A 22,378-nucleotide genomic window follows, 5' to 3' on the forward strand; every position below is an offset into this window, starting at 1 on the left:
CCGCCAACGCTTTACGCGACGCCGCGCAAGCGCCTGCCCGCCACCGTGCGGTAGTGGGCGGTAACGGCCTCCACGGCGGTGGTCTCGAGATCGGTCGCGAGTCCGCGCCGGGCCACGAGCCGCACGTCCACCGCGCCCATCGCGGGCAGTCCGCGCACCTCCGCCACACCGGCCGGAACCGCGGAATGGAAGGGCAGCAACGCGATTCCCAGTCCGGCCTTGGCCGCGGCGAGAACGCCGTCGAGATTCCCGGACTCGGCCGTCACCGCGACCTCGAACCCCAACTCCGTCAGCTGATGCACGGCACGCCGCCGCAGCCCGCACGGCTCCTCGAACGCCACCAGCGAGATCGGCTCGGGCACCCGGGGCAGCTGCCAGCCCGGACCGGCGACCCAGCGCAGGTCCAGCTCGCCCACCTCCACCCCCGCGGGATCGCCGTTGCCGCCCAGCACCACGGCCAGATCGAGGATGCCCTTCCCGACCGATTCGGTAAGCGTGGTGGAACGGTCGATCCGGAAATGCAAGTACACATCGGGATAGGCGGCGCGCAGCACGCCGAGCAATTCCGGCAGCAGGCCGTCGGCGGCGTGTTCGGTCGAACCGACGGTGATGCGCTTCGGGTCCGACGGCGTGAATCGCGCCAGCATTTCGTCGTGCGCCGCGAGCAATTTGCGCGCCTCGACAACCAGTCGCTCACCGTCGGCGGTGAAACGCGAACTCCGCCCGTCCTTTTCCACCAGCGATAATTTCAGCCGCCGTTCCAGCAGCCGGATGTGCTGGCTGATGGTCGGCTGGCTCAGGTGCAGAGCGGCGGCGGCCCGCCGGAACCCGCCGGTGTCGGCGATGGTGACCAGCGTGCGCAGATGCGTCAGGTCCAGGGGTTCCGCCATGTTCCTCGCCGCCTCGCATCGACACGAATCATCAGCGTGAGTCAAACGCATTCGCCACCGCGTGAATACCGTTTGAATCTGCGAGATCGGAATCACCAGAACGAGTTTCGGCTATCGGTTGCTATCGGCTATACGAATTGAAATCACTGAATCGAACCCTGGTTTCCGGCGGCGCGTTCTCCCTACTATTGCGACGCATCGAGCCCGAGAGGAATGTCATGACCGTCGCATCCGGACCGGACGCGGTGCCCGCCACCGCCGCCGCGGAGGTTGAGTTCATCAGCCTCACCCACACCAACGCCTCGACCGAACTCGACCCGATCCCCTCGCGCGGTATCGACCTGCCGTTCGTGCGCCGGTACGTGCGGGCGCTCGAGGAGGGCGGCTTCGACCTGACACTGCTGCCGTACGGGTCGAACAGCGCGGATTCGTTCGTGCTGGCCTCCGCGGTCGGCCAGCTCAGTGATCGGCTCAAGCCGATCGTCGCGGTGCGCCCGAACACGGTCTTCCCCACGGTCGCAGGCCAGCAACTGGCCACCCTGGACCAGCTGACCGAGGGCCGCGCGGTGGTACATCTGATTTCCGGCGGCAACGACACCGAGCAGGCGCGCCAGGGCGACTATCTGCCGAAGGCCGAAAGGTACGCGCGCACCAGCGAATTCGTCGACGTGCTGCGGCGCTCGTGGACCGAGACCGAGCCGTTCTCCCATCAGGGCGCCCACTACCGCTTCGACGAATTCGGGCCCGGGTTTCCGCCGTACGCCGGGTCGATCCCGATCTCCATCGGGGGCCAGTCCGACGCCGCGTTCGAGATCGGTGGCGCCAAGGCGGACATCTTCTCGTTCTGGGGAGAACCGTTGGCGGACATCAGGAGTCAGATCGAGCGGGTGCACGGCATCGCCGCGGCGGCCGGTCGCGTCGACCGGCCGCGCATCTGGGTGACCTTCCGCCCCATCATCGACCGCACCGACGAGCTGGCATGGGCGAAGGCGCGCGACTATGTCGACCGTGTCGCCCGCACCTTCGAGTCGGGCGTGCACCGGCTGAGCACCAAGACGGCCCCGCAGAACGTGGGCTCGCAGCGGGCGCTCGAATTCGCGCGCCGCCAGGAGGTGTACGACCGCGCGCTGTGGACCCGGACCGCGGCGGCCACGAACGCGCAGGGCGCGTCGACGGCGCTGGTGGGCAGCCCGGAGACGGTGGCCGCGGCGATCGTGGACTACATCGATCTGGGGGCCGGGCTAGTGTCGATCCGCGGCTACGACACCTACAACGACGTCGTCGACTACGGCCGTTCGGTGCTGCCGCTGGTCCGCCAGGAGCTGGCGCATCGCAAGGCGACCGGCCGGCGCGGCACCCTGCAGGCCGACCATCCGGGCGCGCTGGCGACGGCGGGCCGCCCGTGATGTCCACCGGGCAGCAGGTGCTCGCCACACCCGACATCTCGCCGGCCGCACTGGCCGCTCTCACCGACGAGATCGGCTCCACCGCAGCGGAATACGACCGCAGCGCGGCGATACCCGAAGCCGGGCTGCGTGCCGCGCATCGCGGCGGATACCTGACCGCGAGCGTGGCGCGGCGCTACGGCGGACCGGAACTCGCCCATCGCGACGTGGCGCGGATCCTGGCGGCGATCGGCGAGGGCGATCCCTCGGTGGCGCTGATCGCCGCCAACAACCTGGCCGCCCACCAGGCACAGGCGCTCGCCGACAGCTGGCCCGGGGACGTCTACACCGAGGTGCTGCGCCGCTCCGCCGAACGGCCGACGCTGGTGAACGTGGTGCGCGCCGAGCCCGAACTGGGCGCGCCCGCCCGCGGCGGCCTGCCCGCGACTACCGCTCGGCGCACCGCCGACGGCTGGATCCTCAACGGGCGCAAGACGTTCGCGACCGGCGGGACCGCGCTGGCCTACCACCTCGTATGGGCTTCGACCGACGACACCGCGGCCCGGATAGGGCATGTCATAGTCCCCGCCGACGCGCCCGGCATCACATGGCACGAGACCTGGGATCATCTCGGCCTGCGCGCGTCGAACACCCACGACGTCACCTACGCGAATGTGACGGTGCCGCAAGGCAATTTCCTCGAGATCCCGCTCCGCGACGGCGTCTACCGCGATCCGGCCGCCGCGGCCGGACCGACCTCGTTCGGCCATGTCGCCCTGTACGTCGGGGTGGCCCGGGCGGCGCGGCGCGCGTTCGCCGATTTCGCCCGCACGCGCGTCCCGTCCGCGCTCGGCCATCCCATCGCCGATACCGAGCGCATCCAGACCGTGGCCGGCGAGATCGAGGCACAGATCGTGCAGGCCGAAACCCTGCTGTACGGCACCTTGCGCCGTCTGGAAGCAGGGGAAGACCTTGCCGCACACCACCTGTCGCTGATCAAGACCCTCATCGCCCGATCGGTCGTCGCGGCCGTGCAGACCGCGGTGGCGGCACTCGGCAACGCGGCCCTCACGCGACGCCATCCCCTGGAACGGCACCTGCGCGACGTGCTGTGTGTGCGGGTGCACCCGCCACAGGAAGACACCGCTTTGCTCGCCGCCGGGCGGGCCGCGCTGACCGACCGCCCCGCGGACTGAACCGCCTTCCGTCCCCGCCGGGACCCGAGTTCCGGCCTGTCCCTGAGGAACCGACCGCGCTATGCCGACCACGACCCGCCTGCTGCGCCGGACCGCCGCTGCCGCTGCCGCCGCGCTCACCCTGCTGGTCACCGCCTGCGGCGGTGCCGACCAGCCCAGTGGGCCCACGGGGGAAGGGCAGGAACCCGTTCGCGGCGGGACCCTGAATCTCGCGTTCTTCCCCGACAACGCCGCCTTCTCCTGCCTGGATCCGTTCCAGACCTACTGGATCGAGCACCGCACGCTGATCCGCAACTTCGCCGACTCGCTCACCGACCAGAACCCGGACACCGGCGAGATCGTGCCGTGGCTGGCCACCGGCTGGCAGATCTCGCCCGACGGCCGCGACTACACCTTCGTCCTGCGCGACGGTGTCACCTTCGCCGACGGCGCGCCCCTGGACGCGGCCGCGGTCAAGGCGAACTTCGACGCCTTCGTGGACCTCGCCCGCGGCTCGGGCGGCACCGCCTACGGCGCCAGCTACATCCAGGGCCTGCAGTCCACGGACGTGGTGGACCCGGCGACGGTCCGGTTCCACTTCGAGCAGCCGAATTCCTCGTTCCTGCAGGCGACGTCGACGACCAACCTGGCACTGCTCTCCCCCGCGTCACTGCGGAAGACGCCGCAGCAGCGTTGCCTCGGCGGTATCGCCGGGACCGGGCCGTTCACACTCGACAACTACACGCCCGGGCAAGGAGTCACGCTCAGCCGCCGCGTGGGCTACCGGTGGCCGTCCTCGTTGACGAAGAACACCGGCGACGCCCACCTCGACCAGATCCGGGTGAGCTACGTCGCGGAGGACAGCGTGCGCACCGGCAACCTGGTGAGCGGGCAGATCGATATCGCGTGGCCGCGCAACCCGTTCACCGTCGAGGATCGCGCGCTCATCGGCCGCTCGGGCGCCTATCTGCGGTCGCGGTCGCTGCCCGGGGTGTCCTACACGCTGTACCCGAACGTCAGCGAGGGCCGACCGCTCGCCGACGATCAGGTGCGGCGGGCGCTGTACCGGGCGCTGGACGTGAAGACGCTCGGCACCACCGTATTCGGCTCCGACTATCCCGCCGTCGCGGGCGCGTTCGACAGCACCACACCGTATTTCGCGGCGCAGGACGCCAGGCTGGCCTACGACCCGGCCGAGGCCGGTCGCATTCTCGACGCCGCGGGCTGGCGGCTCGCGCCGGGCGAGCAGTACCGCGCCAAGGACGGCAGGCGGTTGTCGCTGACGCTCGCGGTCGAGCCCAGCAGCATCGGGCAGGAGCTGTTCCAGGATCAGCTGCGCAAGGTCGGGATCGAGGTGCAGCTGAAGGTGATCACCCAGGCCGAACGGCAGGCCGTCGTCGCCAACGGCCAGTACGATCTGCTCGGTTCCTACTTCACGCGGGCGGATCCCGGTGCGCTGCAATTCATTCTGGTGGAGCGCCTGGCGAACTCCAAGGCGCTGGCGCGCAACGCGCAGCGGCCGGAAACCGCCACCCGGATCGCGGACCTGTTCAGCCGGGCGGTGCAGACCACCGATCCCGCACAGCGCCAAGAGATCTACGGCCGGTTGCAGAGCGCGCTGCTCGACGAAGGGGTCACCTTCCCGCTGTTCGAACGGGTGCAGTACGCCGGTATCCGCAACCGGGTCAACGGCTTCCGGTTCACCTCGGAGAGCTTCCTGGATCTGCGCGACGTCTGGGTCCAGCCGTGATCGGCTACCTCGCCGGGCGGTGCGCGCAGGCGGTGGTGGTGCTGTGGGCGGCGTTCACGGTCACCTTCGCGGTGCTGTACCTGCTGCCCAGTGACCCGGTGGCGATCCAGCTGGGTGCGGCCGGGATCGAAACCGATTCCCTCACACCGCAACAGCTCACCGCGGCCAAGGCACAGTACGGGCTGGACCGCCCGGTGCTCGAGCAGTATTGGACGTTGTTGACCGGCGTCCTGCACGGCGACTTCGGCACCTCGATCGCCAAGCACGTGCCGGTCACCCAGCTCATCGGCGACCGGATCGGCGGCACGCTGGTGCTCAGCGCGATCGCGGGCCTGCTGGCCGTGCTGCTCGGCACGACGGTGGCCTACCTGGCCGCGTTCGTCCGCCTGCGGCCGCTGCGACTGCTGCTCGACCGGCTGCCCGCGCTCGGGGTGGCCGTGCCGACCTTCCTGGTCGGGCTGGCGCTGATCCAGTACTTCTCCTTCCAGCTGGGCTGGCTGCCGTCGGCGGGCACGGGCGGCTGGAAATACCTTGTGCTGCCGGTGATTACGATGGCGTTGCCCGCCGCCGCGCAGCTCGCCCAGGTCCTCGGCCGCAGCTTCCACGACACCCTGCGCGAGCAGTACATCGTGACGGCCCGCGCAAAGGGTCTCTCGCGCGGGCAGGTGCAACTGCGGCACGCGTTCCGCAATGCCGCGCTGCCCGCGCTGACCATCGTCGGCGTGCTCGTCGGCGTGACCGTGACCAGCGCGATCGTCGTGGAGACGGTGTTCAACCGCAACGGTATCGGCCGCCTGGCGCAGGAGTCGGTACTGGTCAAGGACGTTCCGGTGGTGCAGGCCATCGTCGTGCTCGCCGCTACCGGGTTCGTGCTGGTGAACCTGATCGTCGATCTGCTGTATCCGCTGCTGGATCCGCGGATCACGCACACCGCGACAGCCGAGGGGGACTGAGATGGTCCAGACCGTGACCACCGCCGAGACCCCGGTGAGCGCCGCCCCGGAGGAAGACGCCCCGGCGCGCGGCGGCCGCCGGGCCCTGTCGCTCTCGTGGGCGGCGCGGCGTCCCGGGTTCACGCTGGCGACCGTGTTCGTCGTCTTCGTGATCGTCGCCGCCTTCGCACCGGCCTTGTTCACCTCCTACGATCCCTACGCCACCGCGCCGGCCGAGCGCCTGCGCGCGCCCAGCGCCGCACACCTTTTCGGCACCGACGACGTGGGACGGGATCTGTGGGCGCGCACGCTGTACGGTTCGGACCTCACGGTCAAGGCGGCGCTGATCGCCATCGGGATCGCGCTGTGCGCCGGGCTGGTGCTGGGAGTGGTGTCCGGATTCTTCGGCGGGCGCGTCGATGTCGTCGTCATGCGCGGCATCGATGTGCAGTTGGCGATTCCCGGTTTGCTGCTGGCGCTGTCGATCGTGACGGCGCTCGGATTCGGCACGGCGCCGGTGGCGGTGGCGGTCGGGATCGCGACGATTCCCGGGTTCGCCCGCACCACACGCGCGGAAGTGTTGCGGGTGAAGACTTTTCCGTACATCGAGGCCGCCCGTGCGGGAGGCGCGAGCTGGCCGCGGGTGCTGATCCGGCACATCCTGCCGAATTCCTGGAGCCCGGTCCTGGGCCTGGCGGTGCTGGACTTCGGGACGGCGATCATCTCGGTGGCCGCGCTGAGCTTCCTCGGATTCGGTGCCACGCCGCCGCGCGCCGAATGGGGTTCGCTCGTCGCCGGGGGCCGCAACTTCCTGGTGACCGCGCCCTGGGTCTCGTTGCTGCCCGGCGCCGTCGTGGTGCTGACGGTGTTGTCGCTCAACCACATTGCCAAGACGCTGCAGGAGGTGCGGCGATGACCCGCGCGACGGCCGTGGACCGCGAGCGCACCGGCACGCCGATCGTCGAGATCTCCGCGCTCACGGCCGGGTACCTCCGTGACGGCGTGGTAGCGCCCGCGGTCCGGGAGGTGTCGCTGCGCGTGTACCCCGGCGAGATCGTCGCGCTGGTAGGCGAATCCGGCTCCGGCAAATCCACGACGGCGCACGCCGTCATCGGCCTGCTGCCCGAGAGCGGGCGCGTCACCGGCGGCTCGATCCGGGTCGCGGGCGTCGAGATCGCCGGAGCCGCAGAGAAAGTCGTGCGTCCACTGCGGGGCTCGACGGTCGGACTGATCCCGCAGGACCCGATGGTCGGGCGCAATCCGACCCAGCGCATCGGCGTCCAGGTCGCGGAGGCGGTGCGGTTGCGGGGCGTGCGCGGGCCGCAGGTGGCCGCGGAGGTCGTACGAATCCTGCGCAGGGCCGGGCTCGACAACGCCGAGCAGCGGGTCGACCGATATCCGCACGAACTGTCGGGTGGTCAGCGGCAGCGGGTGCTGATCGCGATCGCGCTGGCGGGCGAACCCGACCTGATCATCGCCGACGAACCCACCAGCGCGCTCGACGTGACCGTGCAGGCCCGCATCCTCGACCACCTGGAGTCGCTGGTCCGCGACAGCGGCACGGCCTTGCTGATCATCACCCACGACTTGGCGGTCGCGGCCGACCGCGCGGACCGGGTGGCGGTCATGCGGCAGGGGCGGATCGTCGAATCCGGGGCCAGCGCCGACATTCTCGTCGATTCGGAGAACGCCTACACGCGCCGCCTCCTCGCCGCCGCGCCCGCTCTGGCACACGGCGGAGTCGTCCGGCCGCGCTTCGACGTACCGCCCGATGAGGTCGATCCGCCCGCGCCGATCATCGAACTCGACGCGGTGACAAAGCGTTTCGAGTCCCGTCGCGGTGGCCGAGTGGTGGCATTGGACGCGGTTTCGCTGCGCGTCGCGCCCGGGCGCACACATGCCGTGGTCGGCGAATCCGGTTCCGGTAAGACCACGGCGCTACGCATCGCCATGGGTCTGGCCAAGCCCACGAGCGGCGCGGTGCGGTTCGACGGGATCGACATCACCGGGCTGTCGTGGCGGCGGCTGCGCCCGCTGCGACGGCGATTCCAGCTGGTGCACCAGAATCCGTTCGCGTCGCTGGATCCTCGATTCACGGTGCGGGACAGCGTCATCGAGCCCTTGGTGTCCTTCGGCGTGGGCAGCCGCTCGGACCGGCGCGCCCGTGCGGCCGAGTTGCTCGACCAGGTGGCTCTCCCGCGGACGTTCCTGGAGCGCCGGCCCGCCGAGCTGTCCGGCGGGCAACGGCAGCGGGTGGCGATCGCGCGGGCGCTGGCGCTCGAACCCGACGTGGTGCTGCTCGACGAACCGGTATCGGCGCTGGACGTGTCGGTGCAGGAACAAATTCTCGACCTGCTCACCGACCTGCAGCAGCGGCTCGGGCTCACCTACCTGTTCGTCTCCCACGACCTGGCCGTGGTGGCCCGTGTCGCGCACACCGTATCGGTGTTCGAGCAGGGGCGCGTGGTCGAATCCGGCGCCACCGCAACCATTTTCCGCGACCCGGCCGACGACTACACCCGGCGTCTGCTCCTGGCGATCCCGGGCCGCCGCTCCCGCTCCCGCCGCACCGAAAGGACAATCTCATGACCACTTCCCTCGAGACCCGGCGGTCGGACTGGCAGCGCTGGCACGCCGACCGCGAGGCCCAAGCCGTCGACGTCCACGGCCCGGCCGCGCTCACCGGCACCCACTGGCTCGGTGACGAGCCGCTGCGCATCGACGGCCTGCCCGGCGCGTGGACCACCTCCGGCGGCCGCGCGGTGGGCACGGGTCCCGACTTCCATGTCGACCTCGCTCCCGGCGACCGGCGCCACCACGGACAGTTGCTCCTGCAGGCGCTCGTGCGCGCGGGGCAGGTGGCGCTGCGGGTGTTCGATCCGCAGGCGTCCACCCGCGCCGGTCTGCTCGGCATCGACACCTTCGACTTCGACCCGGCGTGGGTGGTGCCGGCCGTCGCCGAGATCGGTTCGGATGGCTTGCGTCTCAACCACATCGACGGTTTCGTCAGCGACAACCCCGGTGGCGCCGTGCGACTGACGGTCGGCGGACAGGACCTCACCCTGCGCGGCACCGTGACCACCTCGGGCGGACTACAGCTCACCTTCGCCGACAGTACGAACGGCGCCGAGACACAACGCTTCCGGTTCCTCACCGTGCCCGCGCCGGACGCGCAGGGCCGGGTCGAGGTCGACTTCAACCGCGCCTACCTGCCGCCGTGCGCCTTCTCCGACCACTTCCTGTGCCCGCTGCCCCCGGCCGGGAATCGCCTCGAATTCCCCGTCCGCGCGGGCGAATCCCGGCTGCGACGCGCACCGGGGGCCGCCCGGTGACGCGGTATGTGATCGTCGGTGCGGGCGCCGTCGGCGTAGCGCTGGCCGTCGAACTGGGCGAACGCGGGCACGATATTCGGCTGGTCGCGCGCGGGTCGGCACTGGAACACCTTGCGCGCGAACCGCTCTCGTACCATACCCACCGCGGCTCGCGCGCGGTGCGGCTGCCGGTGGCGGGCCCGGCAGACGATCTCGGCCTGGGGCCGGACGATATTCTGGTTCTCGCGGTGAAAACTCAGGACGTGGACGCCGCCCTGCCCGCGCTGGCGTGGCGCGAGGTGCGCGGTCCGGACGGGGAGGTGCTCGGTGTCGCCGCGGGGTTGCTCCCCGTCGTGACGGTGCAGAACGGGCTGGACGCCGAGCGCAGCGCCGCCCGCTGGTTCGACACGGTGGTGGGTGCGGTCATGATGATCTCCGCCCGCTACGCCACGATCGGGGAGGTTCGCGTCGGCGGACATCCCCACGTGGGCAGCGTGATCGCGGGCCACGCCGCCGGTGACCGCGCGGCGACCGGGCGGGCCGCGAAGACGCTCATCGACGATGCGCGCGACGCGGGGTTCCGCGCCGCCGAGGTCGACGACATCGGCCCCTACAAGGCGGCCAAGCTCTTACACAGCGTGCGCAACGGTGTCGAGGTGCTCGCCGGTGATCGCGCGGTGAAGGACGCCGTCGGCTCAGCGCTCACCGCGGAGGCCCGCGACGTCCTCACCGCCGCCGGTATCGCATACCGCGACACCGACGATCTGATTCTCGATCCGGCGCAACAGCATACGAGCGCCCGCGCCGGCGTCGTCGGCCGCCGCCCGTCCACCTGGCAGAGCTTCGCCCGCGGCGGGGCCACCCACGAAGTCGACTATCTCAACGGCGAAATAGCCTTGCTCGCAAGGGCTTCCGGCCGCTCCGCACCGCTGAACACGCGACTACAGCACCTCCTGGGGCAGGCCGCGGCCCGAGGTGGCGGTGTCGACCTGCCGGGACTGGACCAACTGGCGGCGGCACTTCCCGAAGAACTGACGGTTGACGCCGGAGTGCGGGCCCGAAGCACAGCACCGGCTTGGCGCAGCGGTCGTTGAGCCGCCGGGAACGGTTCCGCGAACTCGTCGAGCCGGCGCGCTGGGCCGAGGACGTCGGCTACGACGCGTTCGGCGTCGGCGAACGGCACAACCCGGACCTGCTGTCCTCCTCGCCGGCGGTGATCCTCGCCCATATCGCCGCGAAGACTCGGCGCATCCGCCTGGTCACCACGGTCGCCGTGCTGTCGCTCACCGATCCGGTGCGGGCCGCGGAGGACTACGCGACCCTCGACCACCTCAGCGACGGGCGGCTCGACCTGATCATCGGCAAGGGCGGCGACCGGGTCGCGCCCTCCGTCTTCCAGGTTCCGGAAGCGGAGTTGTGGGACCGGCTCGAGGAGGCCTACGAACTGCCGCGGGTCTGGCACGGCTCGGCCACCAGTCGCCGCTCCACCGAACTGGCGGCCCGCTGGGGCGATCCGCTCTACTCCGCGAACGGGCTGGACCGGACGGACACCTATCTCGAACTGGTCCGGCACTACCGCGAACGACTGGCGCACCACGGGCACGACGCCGCCGCGGCGGTGGTCGCGGTCGGCGTCCATTCCCCGATCGTCACCGACCGGTCGCAGGATGCGCTGGCGATCGCCCGGCCGATCTTCGAAGCCTCTGTGCGCCAGCACTTCTCCGACCGGAGCAGGTTCCCGTTCGACTCGCTCGAGGACTTCGTGGCGAACGGCTCGGCGCTCGTCGGGACGGCCGGTCAGATCACCGAGAAGCTGCTGCGCATGCAGGCACAATTCGGCAATCAGGTCTTCGGTGTCGGTGTCGAGGGGTTCTTCTCCACGTACACCACAGATCTCGCGACTACCAAGGGGTACCTCGAACGGTTCTTCGGGGAGGTCGCCCCGGTACTGCGCGCCGAAGTTCCCACCGCGCTGTGGGATTCGCCGTCGGATGGCGCCGATCTGCCGGTCACCGCATGACCGAGCCGCCACCGGGCGCTCGCCCGCGCCCTCGGGCGCCGGTAGCGTCACCGCGGGAGTGGGCGCTGTGGACGTCGTTCTTCCCGATGGAAGGCGAACTGTGGCAGTGGCTCAGCCGGCGGCTGCGTACCGACGCGGACCTGTCGGAGGCCGATTGGCAGGTGCTCGACATGCTCGGCAACACCCCTGGCCATTCGCTGCGGGCATTCGAACTCGCCAAGCGCATCAGCTTCAGCAAGCCCCGCCTGCATCAGCATGCGGCGCGGATGATCAAACGTGGTCTGCTGCAACAGCAACCGTCGCGCGAGGACGAGCGCGGAACGGTCTTCGGTCTCACTCCCTTGGGATTGGACTGTTTCCGTCGGGCACAAACCCACCGCGCCAGGCACATTCGGGAGGCTCTCCTCGACGCACTAAGCCCCGAGGAGGTCGACACCCTGATCGATCTCTCGACCAAGATCCGCCGCAACCTCCGCCGCCTCGACGCCGAGGGCTGAGGGAGCCCGGCCTCGGGCACGGTCGAGGGCCGCACGCCGTCCCGGTCACGGTATGGGAAAGGAGCAGAAGACCCGGGCAAGGCTACCGGCGCCAGCACCGAAACCGACACCGCCGAGAAGCTTTCGCGCCCAAGATCGTATACGCGCGGATCTTCCACGCCGGCAACAGAACTGCGTCAGAATGCACCTCATGGATGCGCTTGCGGTCGCCGAGTACGCCGCAATCGGCGGGGTGGCTGCAGTGACAGCATCTGGTGTCGAATTGTTGCAGTTCGCCCGGAAGCAACGAAGATGGCCCTGGCGCGCGAAGGGCGAGAAGCAGCGCAAGGGTGTACCTCGCTACGTGTCGTTCCAGTTCTGGCTCGTAAGCAACCTGATATTGCGCGCGGTGATCGCCGCGACAGTGGTCGGCTTGCAGGCCGCCGCCGGCTGGATTGTGAACATCGGTGCGGCCGTTGTGATCGGCGCCGGATCGACCTTCACACTCAGCGCCACAGCCGCCAGCAGGGATACTGGTTATGAAGAACTTCCCGAAGAGGGCCAATGAACTCGATCATGGGAACATGGGTTCCGGTGGCCGGGCGCACCGTTCCACGGCCGGCAACCTTGCTGGACCGGATCGCCGTTGCGATGTCCAACCGCCCCCTTCCAACTACTCCTGACGAAACCGCTCCTCGCCTGGGCCCCCGGACGAATCCAGCTACCGGCGAGCGAGTCTTGACACTCGATTATCCGCGCAGTAGCCGAGGCAGCAGTAGCGCATCGCGAAAGCCTCGAGAACAACGCTCGAAGCCTCACCGGACGCGGCGTACGGCGTATTCACGGAAGAAAACGAGGAGACGAGCCGGTCTTGCGCTGGCAGCGATTATCTCGGCGGTATGCGCTATCACGCTGATTGCACACATCCGCAGTGATTCCCCTACCGCGCCATTTCAGAAAGTCGCCAGCCAAAAGGTCCCGGGCGTAACGACAGTAGCGTTCGATGCGCGCGGATCGATCGCCACAGGTAGTCGAGACGGGACTGTTCGTCTGGGGTCCGAGAAGATATTGACGTCGGACAAGCCGATCGAAGCAGCGACGACAACCCCGAGCGGCCTGGTGATAGCTGCGTCGAACGGCCAATTGCTACTGGTGGATCCGGCATTGCCGGGTACAACCATTGCTCGTATTCGCCTGGCGAACGGAAGCGACGCAGTTACGGGAGTGGCAGTGAACGCAGACGGGAGGCTACTCGCCGCTGGTACGACGAGTGGAGCGATTCATGTATGGGATATCGCCGATCCTCGTCGACCACGTGAGGTCGCGACGACTGGGGAACTCGGGAGCAAGGCCAATGTGATTGCGTTCAGTCCCGACGGACGCTATCTTGCCGCCAGCAGCAACCACGGTTCTCTCCTACTGTGGAACACGAATGCTTTCGATCCGTCACAAGTGTTCCTCATGGGTATTTATCCATCGAAGTCGATTACTGCATTCGCTTTTTCTCCCGATTCTAAATCGATATCCTACGGCGTGGACGATGGATACTTCTATCAAATCAATGTAATCCCGGGGGAGCCACAGCCGAGCGTTATGCCTACTTCGAACGAGTTATTTCCATTGATTCGAGGGCCGGTTACCTCCATAGCCTACAGTCCGGATAACCACATGATCGCAGTCGGCGGGGCCGACGGAGCGATAATTCTGATTCGAGGACGGTCGCCGGAGATTCTCAAGACGGGTAACGTTGTGTCGATTGTGTTCTCGCCCTCCGCAAACGGAGAGTTCGCGGTTGCGACCGACATCGGAGTTGTCCAGCGCTGGGCATCCAATATTTGAGCCGAGCGAGGGCACGAGGGGTTGCACCTCACGCGGCGTGAGGGTGCATGGTGGTGCAATGGCCGGCTCGGAGGGTTGGAAGGTGGGTCCGCTTGCGGAGGCAAGCGGAGTGACGGTGCGGACTCTGCACCACTGGGACGAGATCGGACTGCTCACACCTTCTCGGCGTACGGCGAGCGGTCACCGTGAGTACACCGAGGCGGACCTCGTTCGGTTGTATCAAGTGCTGGCGCTGCGCAGCTTGGGACTGAGTTTGCAGACGATCGCCACCTGTCTGGATGTCGGGGTCGACCCGGCGCGAGTTGTGCGGGACCATTTGCGCGGTGTCGAAGCATCTCTCGCCGCGCTCGACGCCGTGCGGCAGCGGCTGGTTCGGCTCGGTGACGAACTGACGACCTCGGGTGGTCCGGCGCCCACGACATTGCTGGACGCGCTGCGAGCGATCGGTGGCGCAGGTCCGGATGGCGAGCACGTATTGCGGCGGCATCTGGACGCTGAGCAGGTTCGCCAACTCGGCGCCCGGGCAGCGGCCATGGGGCCGGCCGGACACTACCTGCTCGAGATCGAATGGCCGGAGCTGTACCGCCGGGCCGACCGGTTGCGCCGCACCGGAGTCAGCCCCGGGGACGAGCGGGTTCAGCGGCTGGTGCGGCGGATGGACGAGTTGAGCGCGATTTTTTCCGGCGACCGTGCCGATATCTCGGCCGGCGTGCGCGATGCCTGGCGAGAAGATCCGGCCGCCTTGTCCGGCGATCCCGCTGCGGCGTCCGATCGGTGGCCGGAACTGGCCGAGTTCCTCGATCACGCACGCGACAGTCCCACCTGACTCTTCCTGACCCACCGATCGGCACTGAAAGGCAAGCATCATGAATCACCGAACTCGGCGCCGAATCGCCGTCGCCGCAGCACTGCCGACAGCGCTGGCCGTCGCCCTCTACGGAATCCTCGCCGCACTCGGGATAGCGCCGGGTCGGCTGCTGCCGTCATTGGCGGTTGCGGCCCTAGTGCTGGGAGCGTTCACTTATATCCGTCTCCGCAAGGCGACCGCGGAGACGGATTAGCCCGCCCCGCAGGTCATATCGTGTTCTGGCATAGTGCCATTCACCAGGTAGCCGGTGACCACGCCGGATGCGCAGAGGTTGGTGCCGAGAACATAGACCCCGTGCCCACTCCCGTCGACGGTGACCAACCGGGACCGCTGACCGAACTTCTCGTCGAGCAGTTCGCCGCCGCGTAGCGGGGTGACCGGGTCACGCTGGTTCTGCACGATCAGCACATCGGCCGGGCCGGTGTTGTCGATCCGCACCGGTGGCTCGGACGGCCCGAGTTTCCAGTAGGCGCAGGGCATGACGTTCGCGGCGGCCGCGCCGTAGAGCGGGTACCGCTCCCGGTCCTCGGCGACGGCACGGCGATAGGTCTGGAGGTCCTCGGGCCATTCGACATCGTTGCAGGTCACCGCCAGAAAGACCGACCAGCCGTTATCGTTCGGCGAAGGCGCGCCGGTACCCTGCGGGCGGCCGCCCGCAGGCCCGGGATGTCCGGTTTCGAGCAGCGATTTCCAGCTCTCGGCCGTCGACGCGTACAACGCCGGGCGATAGAGCGTGAAGAAGGCGCCGAACCGGAAGAGGCTGCCGTCCAACCCGTCCACCGGGTTCGCGTCGAGTCGCTCGGCGAGGGCGAGGTACGTCCGGCGCACCTCGTCCGGTGTGCGGCCGAGACCGTAGGTGTCGTGGCGGGCGGCGGTCCATTCGGCGAAGTCGGGGAACGTCTCTTCCATTCCGAGGCCGTACAGGCGCATCCCGTCGTGGTCGAGGTAGGTGTCGCCGATATTGCTGTCGAGCACGATGCGGTCGGCCTGCTGCGGGAACATCGACGCGTAGGCGGCGCCCAGCGCGGTGCCGTAGGAGTACCCGAGGTAGCTGGCCTTGTCCTCACCCAGCGCAGCCCGGATCCGGTCGAGGTCACGGGCCATATTCGCCGTGGACAGGGACCGCAACCGGCCCTCGTGGTCGTTGGCCGCGCACTGCTCGGCGACCCCCTGGGCGACCGTGGCCTGCTCGGTGACCGCCGCATCGTTCACCGCATAGGGCGGGATATTGCCGAAGTACGCCTGATCATCGGTGAACCCGCAGCTCACCGGCGCAGAATGCCCCACACCGCGGGTATCGATACCGATCACATCGTAGCTGTCCAGCACATCGGCCGGCAGCCCCTGAGCAGCCAGGAACTTGGGCTGGTCCAATCCCGCACCACCCGGGCCGCCGGGGTTGAGCAACAGCACTCCGCGACGCTTGTCCGGGGTCTTACTCGCCAGCCGGGAGATCATGATCTCGATCCGCGCGCCCTCGGGCTCGCGGTAATTCAAGGGCACCGGCACTGTGGCGCACTGCAATTGGGCCGGCCCGGCCGCAGGATCTTCGACCCCCTCCGGACACGCGCCCCACCGCACCTGTACCGCAGGACCGTCGGCCTCCGCGGCCGTGGTGGACGCCCAGATAAGAACTCCGGTAAGACAGAGCACGGTCGGCAGGCTCAGATTCCGGATCCGTTGTCGATTCATACGCTGCTACTCCCCGACGAACTGGCGCCGACCACGAGCACACCGTCCGCTGGAGGCTCGTGGCCGGCTGGTACACGAACGAGTCTGTCGGGCCCGCTTCACCCGCACATCGCTCCGACGGCGGCAATCGTGTTCGACGAAAGTCGAGGCGGCGATTCGACCCGGGTCGAGCGCACCTCAGCCGCTGGGCTGCTGCTTCCGGCCGATCGGTGTCGCGATAATGGCCGGGTGAACACCGACGGCGCCGCACGACTCGGGGCATGGCAGCAGGCCTGGCGGCTGGCGGCGGCCACGACAATCGGCATACCCCTGTGGATCTCCGTCGCCGCAGCGCTGCCGGCGGGCTGCGCGGCCGACACGTGTTCCTGGTTCGTCATCGGTGATCCACTGATCGCACTCGGCTGCCTGACGGTGCTGTTGTGGCGGCGGCGGTTTCCGTTCACCGTCGCCCTGGTGGTCGCGGTCGCTTCGGCCGCGTCGGCGCTCGCCACCGGTGCCGCGCTGCTGGCACTGTGTTCGCTGGCCACTCGCCGCCGTCCCGTCGAGATCGGGGTGGTCGTCGTGGCGTATGTGACCGCGGCGCAGTTCACCGAAGACTTCTACCCGAAGGGCACGCTGCCCGCACCGGTCTGGTTGCAACTCGCGCTGCCGGTATTGAGCGCGGGGATCGCGGTGGCAACCGGTGTGGCCATCGACGCCCGCCGCGCCGAAGTGCGGTCGCTGCGGGACCGCGCCGACAGCGCGGAACGCGAACAGGCCGCCCGGGCGGCACAGGCACGGGCCATGGAACGCAACCGGATCGCCCGCGAGATGCACGATGTGCTCGCGCATCGGATCTCGCTGGTCGCCATGCAAGCCGGCGTCCTGGACCACCGTGACGACCTCTCCGCCGAGGAGAAGCGCACGCTGGTCCGCGGTATCGCCGAGGGCTCCCGCCAAGCGCTGGAAGAACTCCGCGACGTCCTCGGCGTCCTCCGCGCCGACCCCGACCGCACCGAACCACCGCAACCCACCCTGGACCGGATCCCGGAGCTGGTGGCCGACGCCCGGTCGTCGGGCCTGGACGTCACGCTCGCCACCACGGTGACCGCGACCCCACCCGAGACCATAGGACGGACCGGCTATCGGGTAGTTCAGGAAGGGCTGACCAACGCCGCGAAACATGCCCCGGCCGCAAGGGTCCACATCACCGTCGACGGGACGCCCGGCGGCGAGTTGCACGTCAGCGTCCGCAATTCGGCGGCCGCCACCGCCGTTGCCCGGCCACCGGTCTCGGGCTTCGGTCTCCTCGGCCTCGCCGAACGAATCACCCTCGCCGGCGGAACCCTGGACCACCATCGCACATCCGACAACGGGTACGTTCTCACCGCGCAACTCCCTTGGGCGGAGCGCGATTACGAGAAAAGAGCATGAGTGCACAATGAACAGGAGCCGGTGCGCGTCGTCATCGTCGACGACGACCAGCTGGTGCGGATGGCGCTACGACTTGTCATCGACGGCGAGCCGGATCTGACCGTCGTCGCGGAGGCCGCCGACGGGGACGCCGCGATCACGGTGGTGGAAGAACAGCGCCCGGACGTCGTGCTGATGGATGTGCGGATGCCCGGCCGCGACGGTGTCGACACCACCCGGTATCTCCGCGCCGCACCGGCCGCGCCGGCGGTGCTCATGCTGACCACCTTCGACTCCGACGAGCTGGTACTCGGCGCCCTGCGCGCCGGGGCACTCGGCTTCGTCCTCAAGGACACCCCGCCCGCCCGGATCGCCGACGCCGTGCGCACCGTCGCGGCCGGCAACCCCGTGCTGTCCCCCACGGTCACGGCGCGGGTGATCGCCGCGGCCACCGGACCGGGTTCCGCCGAAGCCCGCAGCGCCTCCCGCCTCGCCGCGCGGAAACGGCTGGCCGCCCTGTCCGAACGCGAACTCGACACCGCGCGGGCCATCGCGGACGGACTGGCCAACCCGGAGATCGCCGCGCGGTTGCAGGTCACCGTCGCCACCGTCAAGGCGCACACCGGCAATCTGTTCACCAAGCTGGGCGTCGACAATCGGGTACAGATCGCGCTCTTGGTCCGCGACGCAGAACAATGACCCAGGCGGCCGGGTAACCCCGCGCGACACCGCCGGGCCGATTCGACCCTGCGCGGCGACCCGATCGACGAACTCGGCTATGCGCTGCGTTCATCCCCGCGTGGTGGCGAAGAGGTGATGACCGCCGGATCATCGGCAGCACCGCCCACCGGGTGCGCCTTGCCTCCGGAGTCCGGCCAACTTGGTTGTACGCAATACCGATGCGTGGGCAGGTACGTAAGCAATCACGATTGCTGGAGGGAGGGGATGTCTGGCCTTCCGGCGTCACGGGAACAGCTCAACCACCACACCTATGCGACCGCGACAGAGACCGAAAAGGCGATCGCGCACAGAAGGGAAGTAGATGCATATTCGGAGGAAGGTAGTGGGTGTGGTGATGGCACTCGCCACGGTCACCACGCTGAGTGTCGGTGCGGCCGGGCAAGCCTCGGCAACATCGGCGAACTTCGCCAACCTCATGACCGTAGGCAGTATTTGCCTGGGTCAGGTCAACAGCTACGTATCGACGCCTTACAACCGCAATGGAGTGCTGGGCGGCAACGTCGAATTCGTCCTCTGGACACCCACATTCGGTCAGCCGTGCACGGTCGGCGTCACGGTGGGTTGGCGCAACCTGGACAGCGGTGAGACCGGATCCTTTACAAGTGTGGTGCGAGGCAATGCGACATTCCAGACGGGATCGCAGGAACTCGATTTGCCGACCGGTCCCGGCAGGGTAGTCCTGTCTCTCACGACAGACCGCCCGCATCTTCCAGTCGCTGACATCGAAATCGCCGTTCCTTAGCCGTGACCCGCGCACGGTGCCTTACCTGAGATGTGTCGGACCAGAATGCGCTGTGGCACCGACACATTCGGCACAACCCACCACACTGAAAGATCTACGACACCAACCCGGGTGCCGCGTCCCTACTGTTCACTCATACGGGCACCGACGATTTCGCCGTTGTCTACGAGGTAATAGCCGGTGTAGCCGCGGTGGCTGCCGTCGGTCTGGGTGGCTTCGAGAATCACGTCGACCTGGTTGCCGGTGACAGTGCCGATGGTGATCTTGTCGCGGGCGGTGGTGGCGAATCCGGCGGCGAAGTGCTCGTAGCTGGTGTCGAGGTTGTGGCCGCCGAGGTTCCATGCGGCCAGGTAGTCGTGGCGGTTCGCTGCGTCGAAGTAGTTCCACACCACCGCGGCGGGACCCGACAGGGCGGGAGTGATGGACGTGAGAGTGGTGGTCACCGGCTGCGGTCGGATGCTGGAGGGGTAGCGCCAGATCGTCGTGCTCGCCGGGCGATCGACATCTGCCGTGGGCTGCGAGCCGGACTTATGTCGCGCGAGGATCGCGCCGGTGACCACGGCCAGGACGAGGAGGGCGAGTATTGCCGGTACCAGGGCCGCGGTGGGTAGCCGTGCGGTCCGGCGCCGCCGCGGCGTCTTGCCCGGTGGTGCGGTGCGTGGCAGGAGCGAACCACAGTCGGTGCAGTATCGGCGATCGAGGTCGTCGACGGCGTGGCCGCAGTGCCAGCACAGCGGTGAACCGCAGGCGGTGCAATGGCGCTGCCGTGAGCCGGTGAGTTCGTGTCCGCAGTTCCAGCAGGTCGGCATCGGCGCTCCCCCGTCCGCTCGCAGTGCTGTCAGCTGCCGAACACGGTGTCGACCGCTGTGCGCAGGGCGCCGGCGAGTTCGGAGGCGGCGCCGAGTCCGGCGACCGCGTCCCCGATCACGTCGAGAAATGCAGCCAGCAGACGCCGTTCGGGCCGTGGTTTCCCCGCTTCTTCGGCCGCATGCTCGATGGTGGTCACGATCGTCTCGCGGTCCTCGAGGTTCTCCGATGCACGGACCTGAGCCAGCAATTCGGTGAGCCCGGCGCGTAGGTCATCGAGTGTGGCCGGTGCCGCGGTGTGGGAGACCGTGTTGTGCGCGATTACCGATCCGTCGCGGCCCGCGATCACCGAGCCGGTTGCGGTTACGTCGCCGTCGATGTGGACTCCGTCGTTGGTGTTCATCGAATCCTCCTAGGACTCCGTGGGTTTACGGCCGCTGTGAGTGGCCGCCATGCTCACGACCGCCGATTGGCCGCCGATAGCCGAGTTCACGAGGTTCACATCACCGCCGATGGAGACGTTCGAATTCACGATCTGTTCGGCCCGACGGCGCAGCTCCGCGGTAGCGATGTTGTGTTCGGCGAGGTAGTCGCCGAGGGTGTCGATGACTCGCTTCTCCACCGTCTTCGTGTACATCTGTTCGTCGAGGAGTTGGAAGTGCCGCTGGTATCCCAAGGAAAGCTGCCCTTTGTGGCGGCGCAGGTCGCTGGCGGCTTCCCGGATGCTGATGACAGCCCCGTGGTCGAAGGTAAACGACTGCTCGATCTCGTCGAGCTGGCGGCGCAGCTTGCGCCGGAAACGCCACGGCCCCAACACATAGTGCAGAGAGTTCGGGATGCATCGCAGAGCCAGCCGCGGCAGTGCGCGCAGGCTGCCCCACATCAGCCGCAGCACCGGCTTCAGCGCCGGCCGCAGCAGCAGATCGTCGATTTCGTGGTAGATCTCGCGCAGCGGTGGCAGGACACAGTAGTTGACCTCGACGAACAGCGAGGTATCGGAGATCACCAGGCGGATGAACGCCGACCACACGAATTCGCCGTTCCAGCCGATGATTTCGGTCGCCAGGTACGGGCGCGCGTGGTCTTCGGGATGCGCCATAAGTGCTGTCATGGTGGCTTCGTCGATCGAATCCACCGGGCAGTCCTCGGGGTCGGGCACGAACCGGTCGTCGTGGTGGGCGTCGGCGCCGTTGACGAACAGCCGGTCGTAGACCCGGATCCCGGGGACATCCAGGTCGGTGATCGACTTGTTCAGTCGCTGGTACAGGTCGGCGACGGTGAACGTGTCCACCGGGTCGTCGGCACGGCCGGGCTTGGTGATGTCGATGGCGAACGACCAGCCGCGCACACTCCAGCCGTGGCCCAGGAACGGGTTGTAGCCCTGATAGATCGTGATGTTGCCGTCGGCATTGCGCGATACGTGCGGCATCTGGCCGCGAGCCAGGGCGCCACGCACAGGTGGGGTGCCGGCAGATCCGAATGCTTTGTGCCGCAAGCTGCTTGCCGTAGCACCCCACCGCGCCAGATAGCCTTCGGCGAACACGATGCCCCAGCCCAGTACCGCCAGATACACCACTCCACCCAAGACCGCGTCGAAGAGCTCGAACACCACGCCCAAACCCAGTGACAGCCCGGGGCCCACGACCGTATAGACGATGAACCCGATCAGCAGCCCCGCGAGCGCGATGTCGCGCACGGTGTGGCGCCGCCGCGCCGCCACCGCGTGGCGGCACACCGCGTCCAGATCGACGGCCGGTGACTGCGCCACGGCGCGGCGGGGCTCCTCCAACACGTTCTCGACCACGATCCGCGCCAGCGCACTATCGAAATGCATTGCCGCACAAAGGTATCTCGTCGCCTCCACATTCCTTTCAGCCGTCTCGGGCTCCGGCCGCGCCGCAGTGATATCGGAAGGTTTGCGCCCGCAGCCGCCGCAATAGGCGTAACCGTCGGGATTCTCGTAATGGCATCTCGGACAGCGCATCAGCGCACCCCTCGAAAGTTCGAAAGACCGGCAATTGCTGCGAGTTCCCCTGCACCTCAACAGTTCCCCCAGAGTAGCGGCCGAACAGCCACGGTCGTCCGGCTTACCGCATGGTAGAGGGCGAAAGTCCCGGCGCCTGGCTCCGGAAGTCCCGGCCCTGCGGCCGGAAATCACCCGGCCGGCACCCGGCACGTTAGGGGAAGGGGGAATCTGATCGAGTATCGGAAGCCTGCCATCTCCCGATCGAGTGCGGGGCGGACGCGAATGTTGCGGAGAGAGAACGAATCACGCTGATTCGATGCCGTGATACCGCTCGCCGGCGAGGTTATGGTACTCGGCCGGAGGGGCGATACCGGTCGAGGAGAGTGTGCAAA

General features: G+C 68.3%; 22 protein-coding genes and 1 pseudogene. 18 read left to right on the plus strand and 5 right to left on the minus strand.

Annotated elements, in window-relative coordinates; translation table 11 throughout:
- Positions 1 to 11: 11 nt before the first annotated feature.
- The gene (locus tag ACFMRZ_RS10425) at positions 12 to 890 is read right to left on the minus strand and encodes a LysR family transcriptional regulator (protein WP_400178932.1); all 879 of its coding nucleotides are present in this window, start codon (positions 888 to 890) and stop codon (positions 12 to 14) included.
- Between the two features lie 218 nt (positions 891 to 1,108).
- Here ACFMRZ_RS10425 and ACFMRZ_RS10430 point away from each other — a divergent pair, with 218 nt between their 5' ends.
- From ACFMRZ_RS10430 to ACFMRZ_RS10500, 15 genes and pseudogenes are all read left to right on the plus strand, one after another.
- Positions 1,109 to 2,296, plus strand: a complete 1,188-nt coding sequence (locus ACFMRZ_RS10430; protein ID WP_400178933.1) for an LLM class flavin-dependent oxidoreductase — start codon at positions 1,109 to 1,111, stop codon at positions 2,294 to 2,296.
- Positions 2,296 to 3,471: an acyl-CoA dehydrogenase family protein gene (locus ACFMRZ_RS10435; RefSeq protein WP_400178934.1), complete on the plus strand. Its 1,176-nt coding sequence runs from the start codon at positions 2,296 to 2,298 to the stop codon at positions 3,469 to 3,471. Before ACFMRZ_RS10430 ends, ACFMRZ_RS10435 begins: the two co-directional genes overlap by 1 nt.
- A gap of 61 nt (positions 3,472 to 3,532) precedes the next feature.
- Complete coding sequence (locus ACFMRZ_RS10440) at positions 3,533 to 5,200, plus strand: ABC transporter substrate-binding protein (protein WP_400178935.1); 1,668 nt, start codon at positions 3,533 to 3,535, stop codon at positions 5,198 to 5,200.
- Positions 5,197 to 6,153, plus strand: coding sequence for an ABC transporter permease (locus ACFMRZ_RS10445; RefSeq protein ID WP_400178936.1), 957 nt, complete (start codon positions 5,197 to 5,199; stop codon positions 6,151 to 6,153). Before ACFMRZ_RS10440 ends, ACFMRZ_RS10445 begins: the two co-directional genes overlap by 4 nt.
- Before the next feature lies 1 nt (position 6,154).
- Positions 6,155 to 7,048: an ABC transporter permease gene (locus ACFMRZ_RS10450; protein WP_400178937.1), complete on the plus strand. Its 894-nt coding sequence runs from the start codon at positions 6,155 to 6,157 to the stop codon at positions 7,046 to 7,048.
- Positions 7,045 to 8,721 (plus strand): dipeptide ABC transporter ATP-binding protein, encoded by a 1,677-nt coding sequence (locus ACFMRZ_RS10455; protein ID WP_400178938.1) that lies wholly within the window; start codon positions 7,045 to 7,047, stop codon positions 8,719 to 8,721. The genes ACFMRZ_RS10450 and ACFMRZ_RS10455 overlap by 4 nt, the downstream gene beginning before the upstream one ends.
- The gene (locus ACFMRZ_RS10460; protein WP_400178939.1) at positions 8,718 to 9,464 is read left to right on the plus strand and encodes a DUF1684 domain-containing protein; all 747 of its coding nucleotides are present in this window, start codon (positions 8,718 to 8,720) and stop codon (positions 9,462 to 9,464) included. Before ACFMRZ_RS10455 ends, ACFMRZ_RS10460 begins: the two co-directional genes overlap by 4 nt.
- Entirely contained in the window at positions 9,461 to 10,537 is a 1,077-nt protein-coding gene (locus ACFMRZ_RS10465; RefSeq protein ID WP_400178940.1) for a ketopantoate reductase family protein, read from the plus strand. Before ACFMRZ_RS10460 ends, ACFMRZ_RS10465 begins: the two co-directional genes overlap by 4 nt.
- Entirely contained in the window at positions 10,519 to 11,463 is a 945-nt protein-coding gene (locus ACFMRZ_RS10470) for an LLM class flavin-dependent oxidoreductase (RefSeq protein WP_400178941.1), read from the plus strand. The genes ACFMRZ_RS10465 and ACFMRZ_RS10470 overlap by 19 nt, the downstream gene beginning before the upstream one ends.
- Before the next feature lie 86 nt (positions 11,464 to 11,549).
- Positions 11,550 to 11,960 carry a MarR family winged helix-turn-helix transcriptional regulator gene (locus ACFMRZ_RS10475; protein ID WP_400178942.1) on the plus strand — a complete coding sequence of 137 codons (411 nt, stop codon included), beginning with the start codon at positions 11,550 to 11,552 and terminating at the stop codon, positions 11,958 to 11,960.
- 190 nt (positions 11,961 to 12,150) lie between these two features.
- Positions 12,151 to 12,507 carry a hypothetical protein gene (locus ACFMRZ_RS10480; protein WP_400178943.1) on the plus strand — a complete coding sequence of 119 codons (357 nt, stop codon included), beginning with the start codon at positions 12,151 to 12,153 and terminating at the stop codon, positions 12,505 to 12,507.
- An 83-nt stretch (positions 12,508 to 12,590) separates the two neighbouring features.
- Positions 12,591 to 12,983 (plus strand): annotated as a pseudogene (locus tag ACFMRZ_RS10485) (hypothetical protein); the annotation flags it as partial.
- A 24-nt stretch (positions 12,984 to 13,007) separates the two neighbouring features.
- Entirely contained in the window at positions 13,008 to 13,778 is a 771-nt protein-coding gene (locus ACFMRZ_RS10490) for a WD40 repeat domain-containing protein (RefSeq protein ID WP_400182821.1), read from the plus strand.
- A gap of 58 nt (positions 13,779 to 13,836) precedes the next feature.
- Positions 13,837 to 14,604, plus strand: a complete 768-nt coding sequence (locus ACFMRZ_RS10495) for a MerR family transcriptional regulator (RefSeq protein WP_400178944.1) — start codon at positions 13,837 to 13,839, stop codon at positions 14,602 to 14,604.
- A gap of 40 nt (positions 14,605 to 14,644) precedes the next feature.
- Positions 14,645 to 14,839, plus strand: coding sequence for a hypothetical protein (locus ACFMRZ_RS10500; protein WP_400178945.1), 195 nt, complete (start codon positions 14,645 to 14,647; stop codon positions 14,837 to 14,839).
- Here the strand turns inward: ACFMRZ_RS10500 and ACFMRZ_RS10505 are convergent.
- On the minus strand, positions 14,836 to 16,338 hold the full coding sequence (locus ACFMRZ_RS10505; protein WP_400178946.1) for an alpha/beta hydrolase: 1,503 nt from the start codon (positions 16,336 to 16,338) through the stop codon (positions 14,836 to 14,838). The two genes, ACFMRZ_RS10500 and ACFMRZ_RS10505, sit on opposite strands and share 4 nt — an antisense overlap.
- 228 nt (positions 16,339 to 16,566) lie before the next feature.
- Here ACFMRZ_RS10505 and ACFMRZ_RS10510 point away from each other — a divergent pair, with 228 nt between their 5' ends.
- The 3 genes from ACFMRZ_RS10510 to ACFMRZ_RS10520 all read left to right on the plus strand — a co-directional run bounded on the left by ACFMRZ_RS10510 (position 16,567) and on the right by ACFMRZ_RS10520 (position 19,213).
- Positions 16,567 to 17,751, plus strand: a complete 1,185-nt coding sequence (locus tag ACFMRZ_RS10510) for a sensor histidine kinase (RefSeq protein WP_400178947.1) — start codon at positions 16,567 to 16,569, stop codon at positions 17,749 to 17,751.
- A complete protein-coding gene (locus ACFMRZ_RS10515; RefSeq protein ID WP_400178948.1) occupies positions 17,752 to 18,429 on the plus strand; it encodes a response regulator in 678 nt (225 codons plus the stop codon).
- A gap of 370 nt (positions 18,430 to 18,799) precedes the next feature.
- On the plus strand, positions 18,800 to 19,213 hold the full coding sequence (locus tag ACFMRZ_RS10520) for a hypothetical protein (protein ID WP_400178949.1): 414 nt from the start codon (positions 18,800 to 18,802) through the stop codon (positions 19,211 to 19,213).
- Positions 19,214 to 19,335: 122 nt separating this feature from the next.
- On the opposite strand, the gene ACFMRZ_RS10525 is transcribed toward ACFMRZ_RS10520, so the two are convergent.
- The 3 genes from ACFMRZ_RS10525 to ACFMRZ_RS10535 are packed head-to-tail and all read right to left on the minus strand — an operon-like array spanning position 19,336 to position 22,178.
- Entirely contained in the window at positions 19,336 to 20,022 is a 687-nt protein-coding gene (locus ACFMRZ_RS10525; protein ID WP_400178950.1) for a zinc ribbon domain-containing protein, read from the minus strand.
- Positions 20,023 to 20,051: 29 nt separating this feature from the next.
- A complete protein-coding gene (locus ACFMRZ_RS10530; protein WP_400178951.1) occupies positions 20,052 to 20,423 on the minus strand; it encodes a hypothetical protein in 372 nt (123 codons plus the stop codon).
- Positions 20,424 to 20,432: 9 nt separating this feature from the next.
- On the minus strand, positions 20,433 to 22,178 hold the full coding sequence (locus ACFMRZ_RS10535; RefSeq protein ID WP_400178952.1) for a hypothetical protein: 1,746 nt from the start codon (positions 22,176 to 22,178) through the stop codon (positions 20,433 to 20,435).
- Positions 22,179 to 22,378: the final 200 nt, after the last annotated feature.

The sequence above is a fragment of the Nocardia sp. N2S4-5 genome (assembly GCF_044628355.1).
Classification (GTDB): domain Bacteria; phylum Actinomycetota; class Actinomycetes; order Mycobacteriales; family Mycobacteriaceae; genus Nocardia; species Nocardia wallacei_B.

Coding starts and splice junctions, on each gene's coding strand:
- ACFMRZ_RS10500 (WP_400178945.1), top strand. CDS start 14,645: ATGAATCACCGAACTCGGCGCCGAATCGCCGTCGCCGCAGCACTGCCG.
- ACFMRZ_RS10455 (WP_400178938.1), top strand. CDS start 7,045: ATGACCCGCGCGACGGCCGTGGACCGCGAGCGCACCGGCACGCCGATC.
- ACFMRZ_RS10430 (WP_400178933.1), top strand. CDS start 1,109: ATGACCGTCGCATCCGGACCGGACGCGGTGCCCGCCACCGCCGCCGCG.
- ACFMRZ_RS10435 (WP_400178934.1), top strand. CDS start 2,296: ATGTCCACCGGGCAGCAGGTGCTCGCCACACCCGACATCTCGCCGGCC.
- ACFMRZ_RS10530 (WP_400178951.1), bottom strand. CDS start 20,423: ATGAACACCAACGACGGAGTCCACATCGACGGCGACGTAACCGCAACC.
- ACFMRZ_RS10475 (WP_400178942.1), top strand. CDS start 11,550: ATGGAAGGCGAACTGTGGCAGTGGCTCAGCCGGCGGCTGCGTACCGAC.
- ACFMRZ_RS10505 (WP_400178946.1), bottom strand. CDS start 16,338: ATGAATCGACAACGGATCCGGAATCTGAGCCTGCCGACCGTGCTCTGT.
- ACFMRZ_RS10450 (WP_400178937.1), top strand. CDS start 6,155: ATGGTCCAGACCGTGACCACCGCCGAGACCCCGGTGAGCGCCGCCCCG.
- ACFMRZ_RS10525 (WP_400178950.1), bottom strand. CDS start 20,022: ATGCCGACCTGCTGGAACTGCGGACACGAACTCACCGGCTCACGGCAG.
- ACFMRZ_RS10425 (WP_400178932.1), bottom strand. CDS start 890: ATGGCGGAACCCCTGGACCTGACGCATCTGCGCACGCTGGTCACCATC.
- ACFMRZ_RS10460 (WP_400178939.1), top strand. CDS start 8,718: ATGACCACTTCCCTCGAGACCCGGCGGTCGGACTGGCAGCGCTGGCAC.
- ACFMRZ_RS10480 (WP_400178943.1), top strand. CDS start 12,151: ATGGATGCGCTTGCGGTCGCCGAGTACGCCGCAATCGGCGGGGTGGCT.
- ACFMRZ_RS10495 (WP_400178944.1), top strand. CDS start 13,837: ATGGCCGGCTCGGAGGGTTGGAAGGTGGGTCCGCTTGCGGAGGCAAGC.
- ACFMRZ_RS10440 (WP_400178935.1), top strand. CDS start 3,533: ATGCCGACCACGACCCGCCTGCTGCGCCGGACCGCCGCTGCCGCTGCC.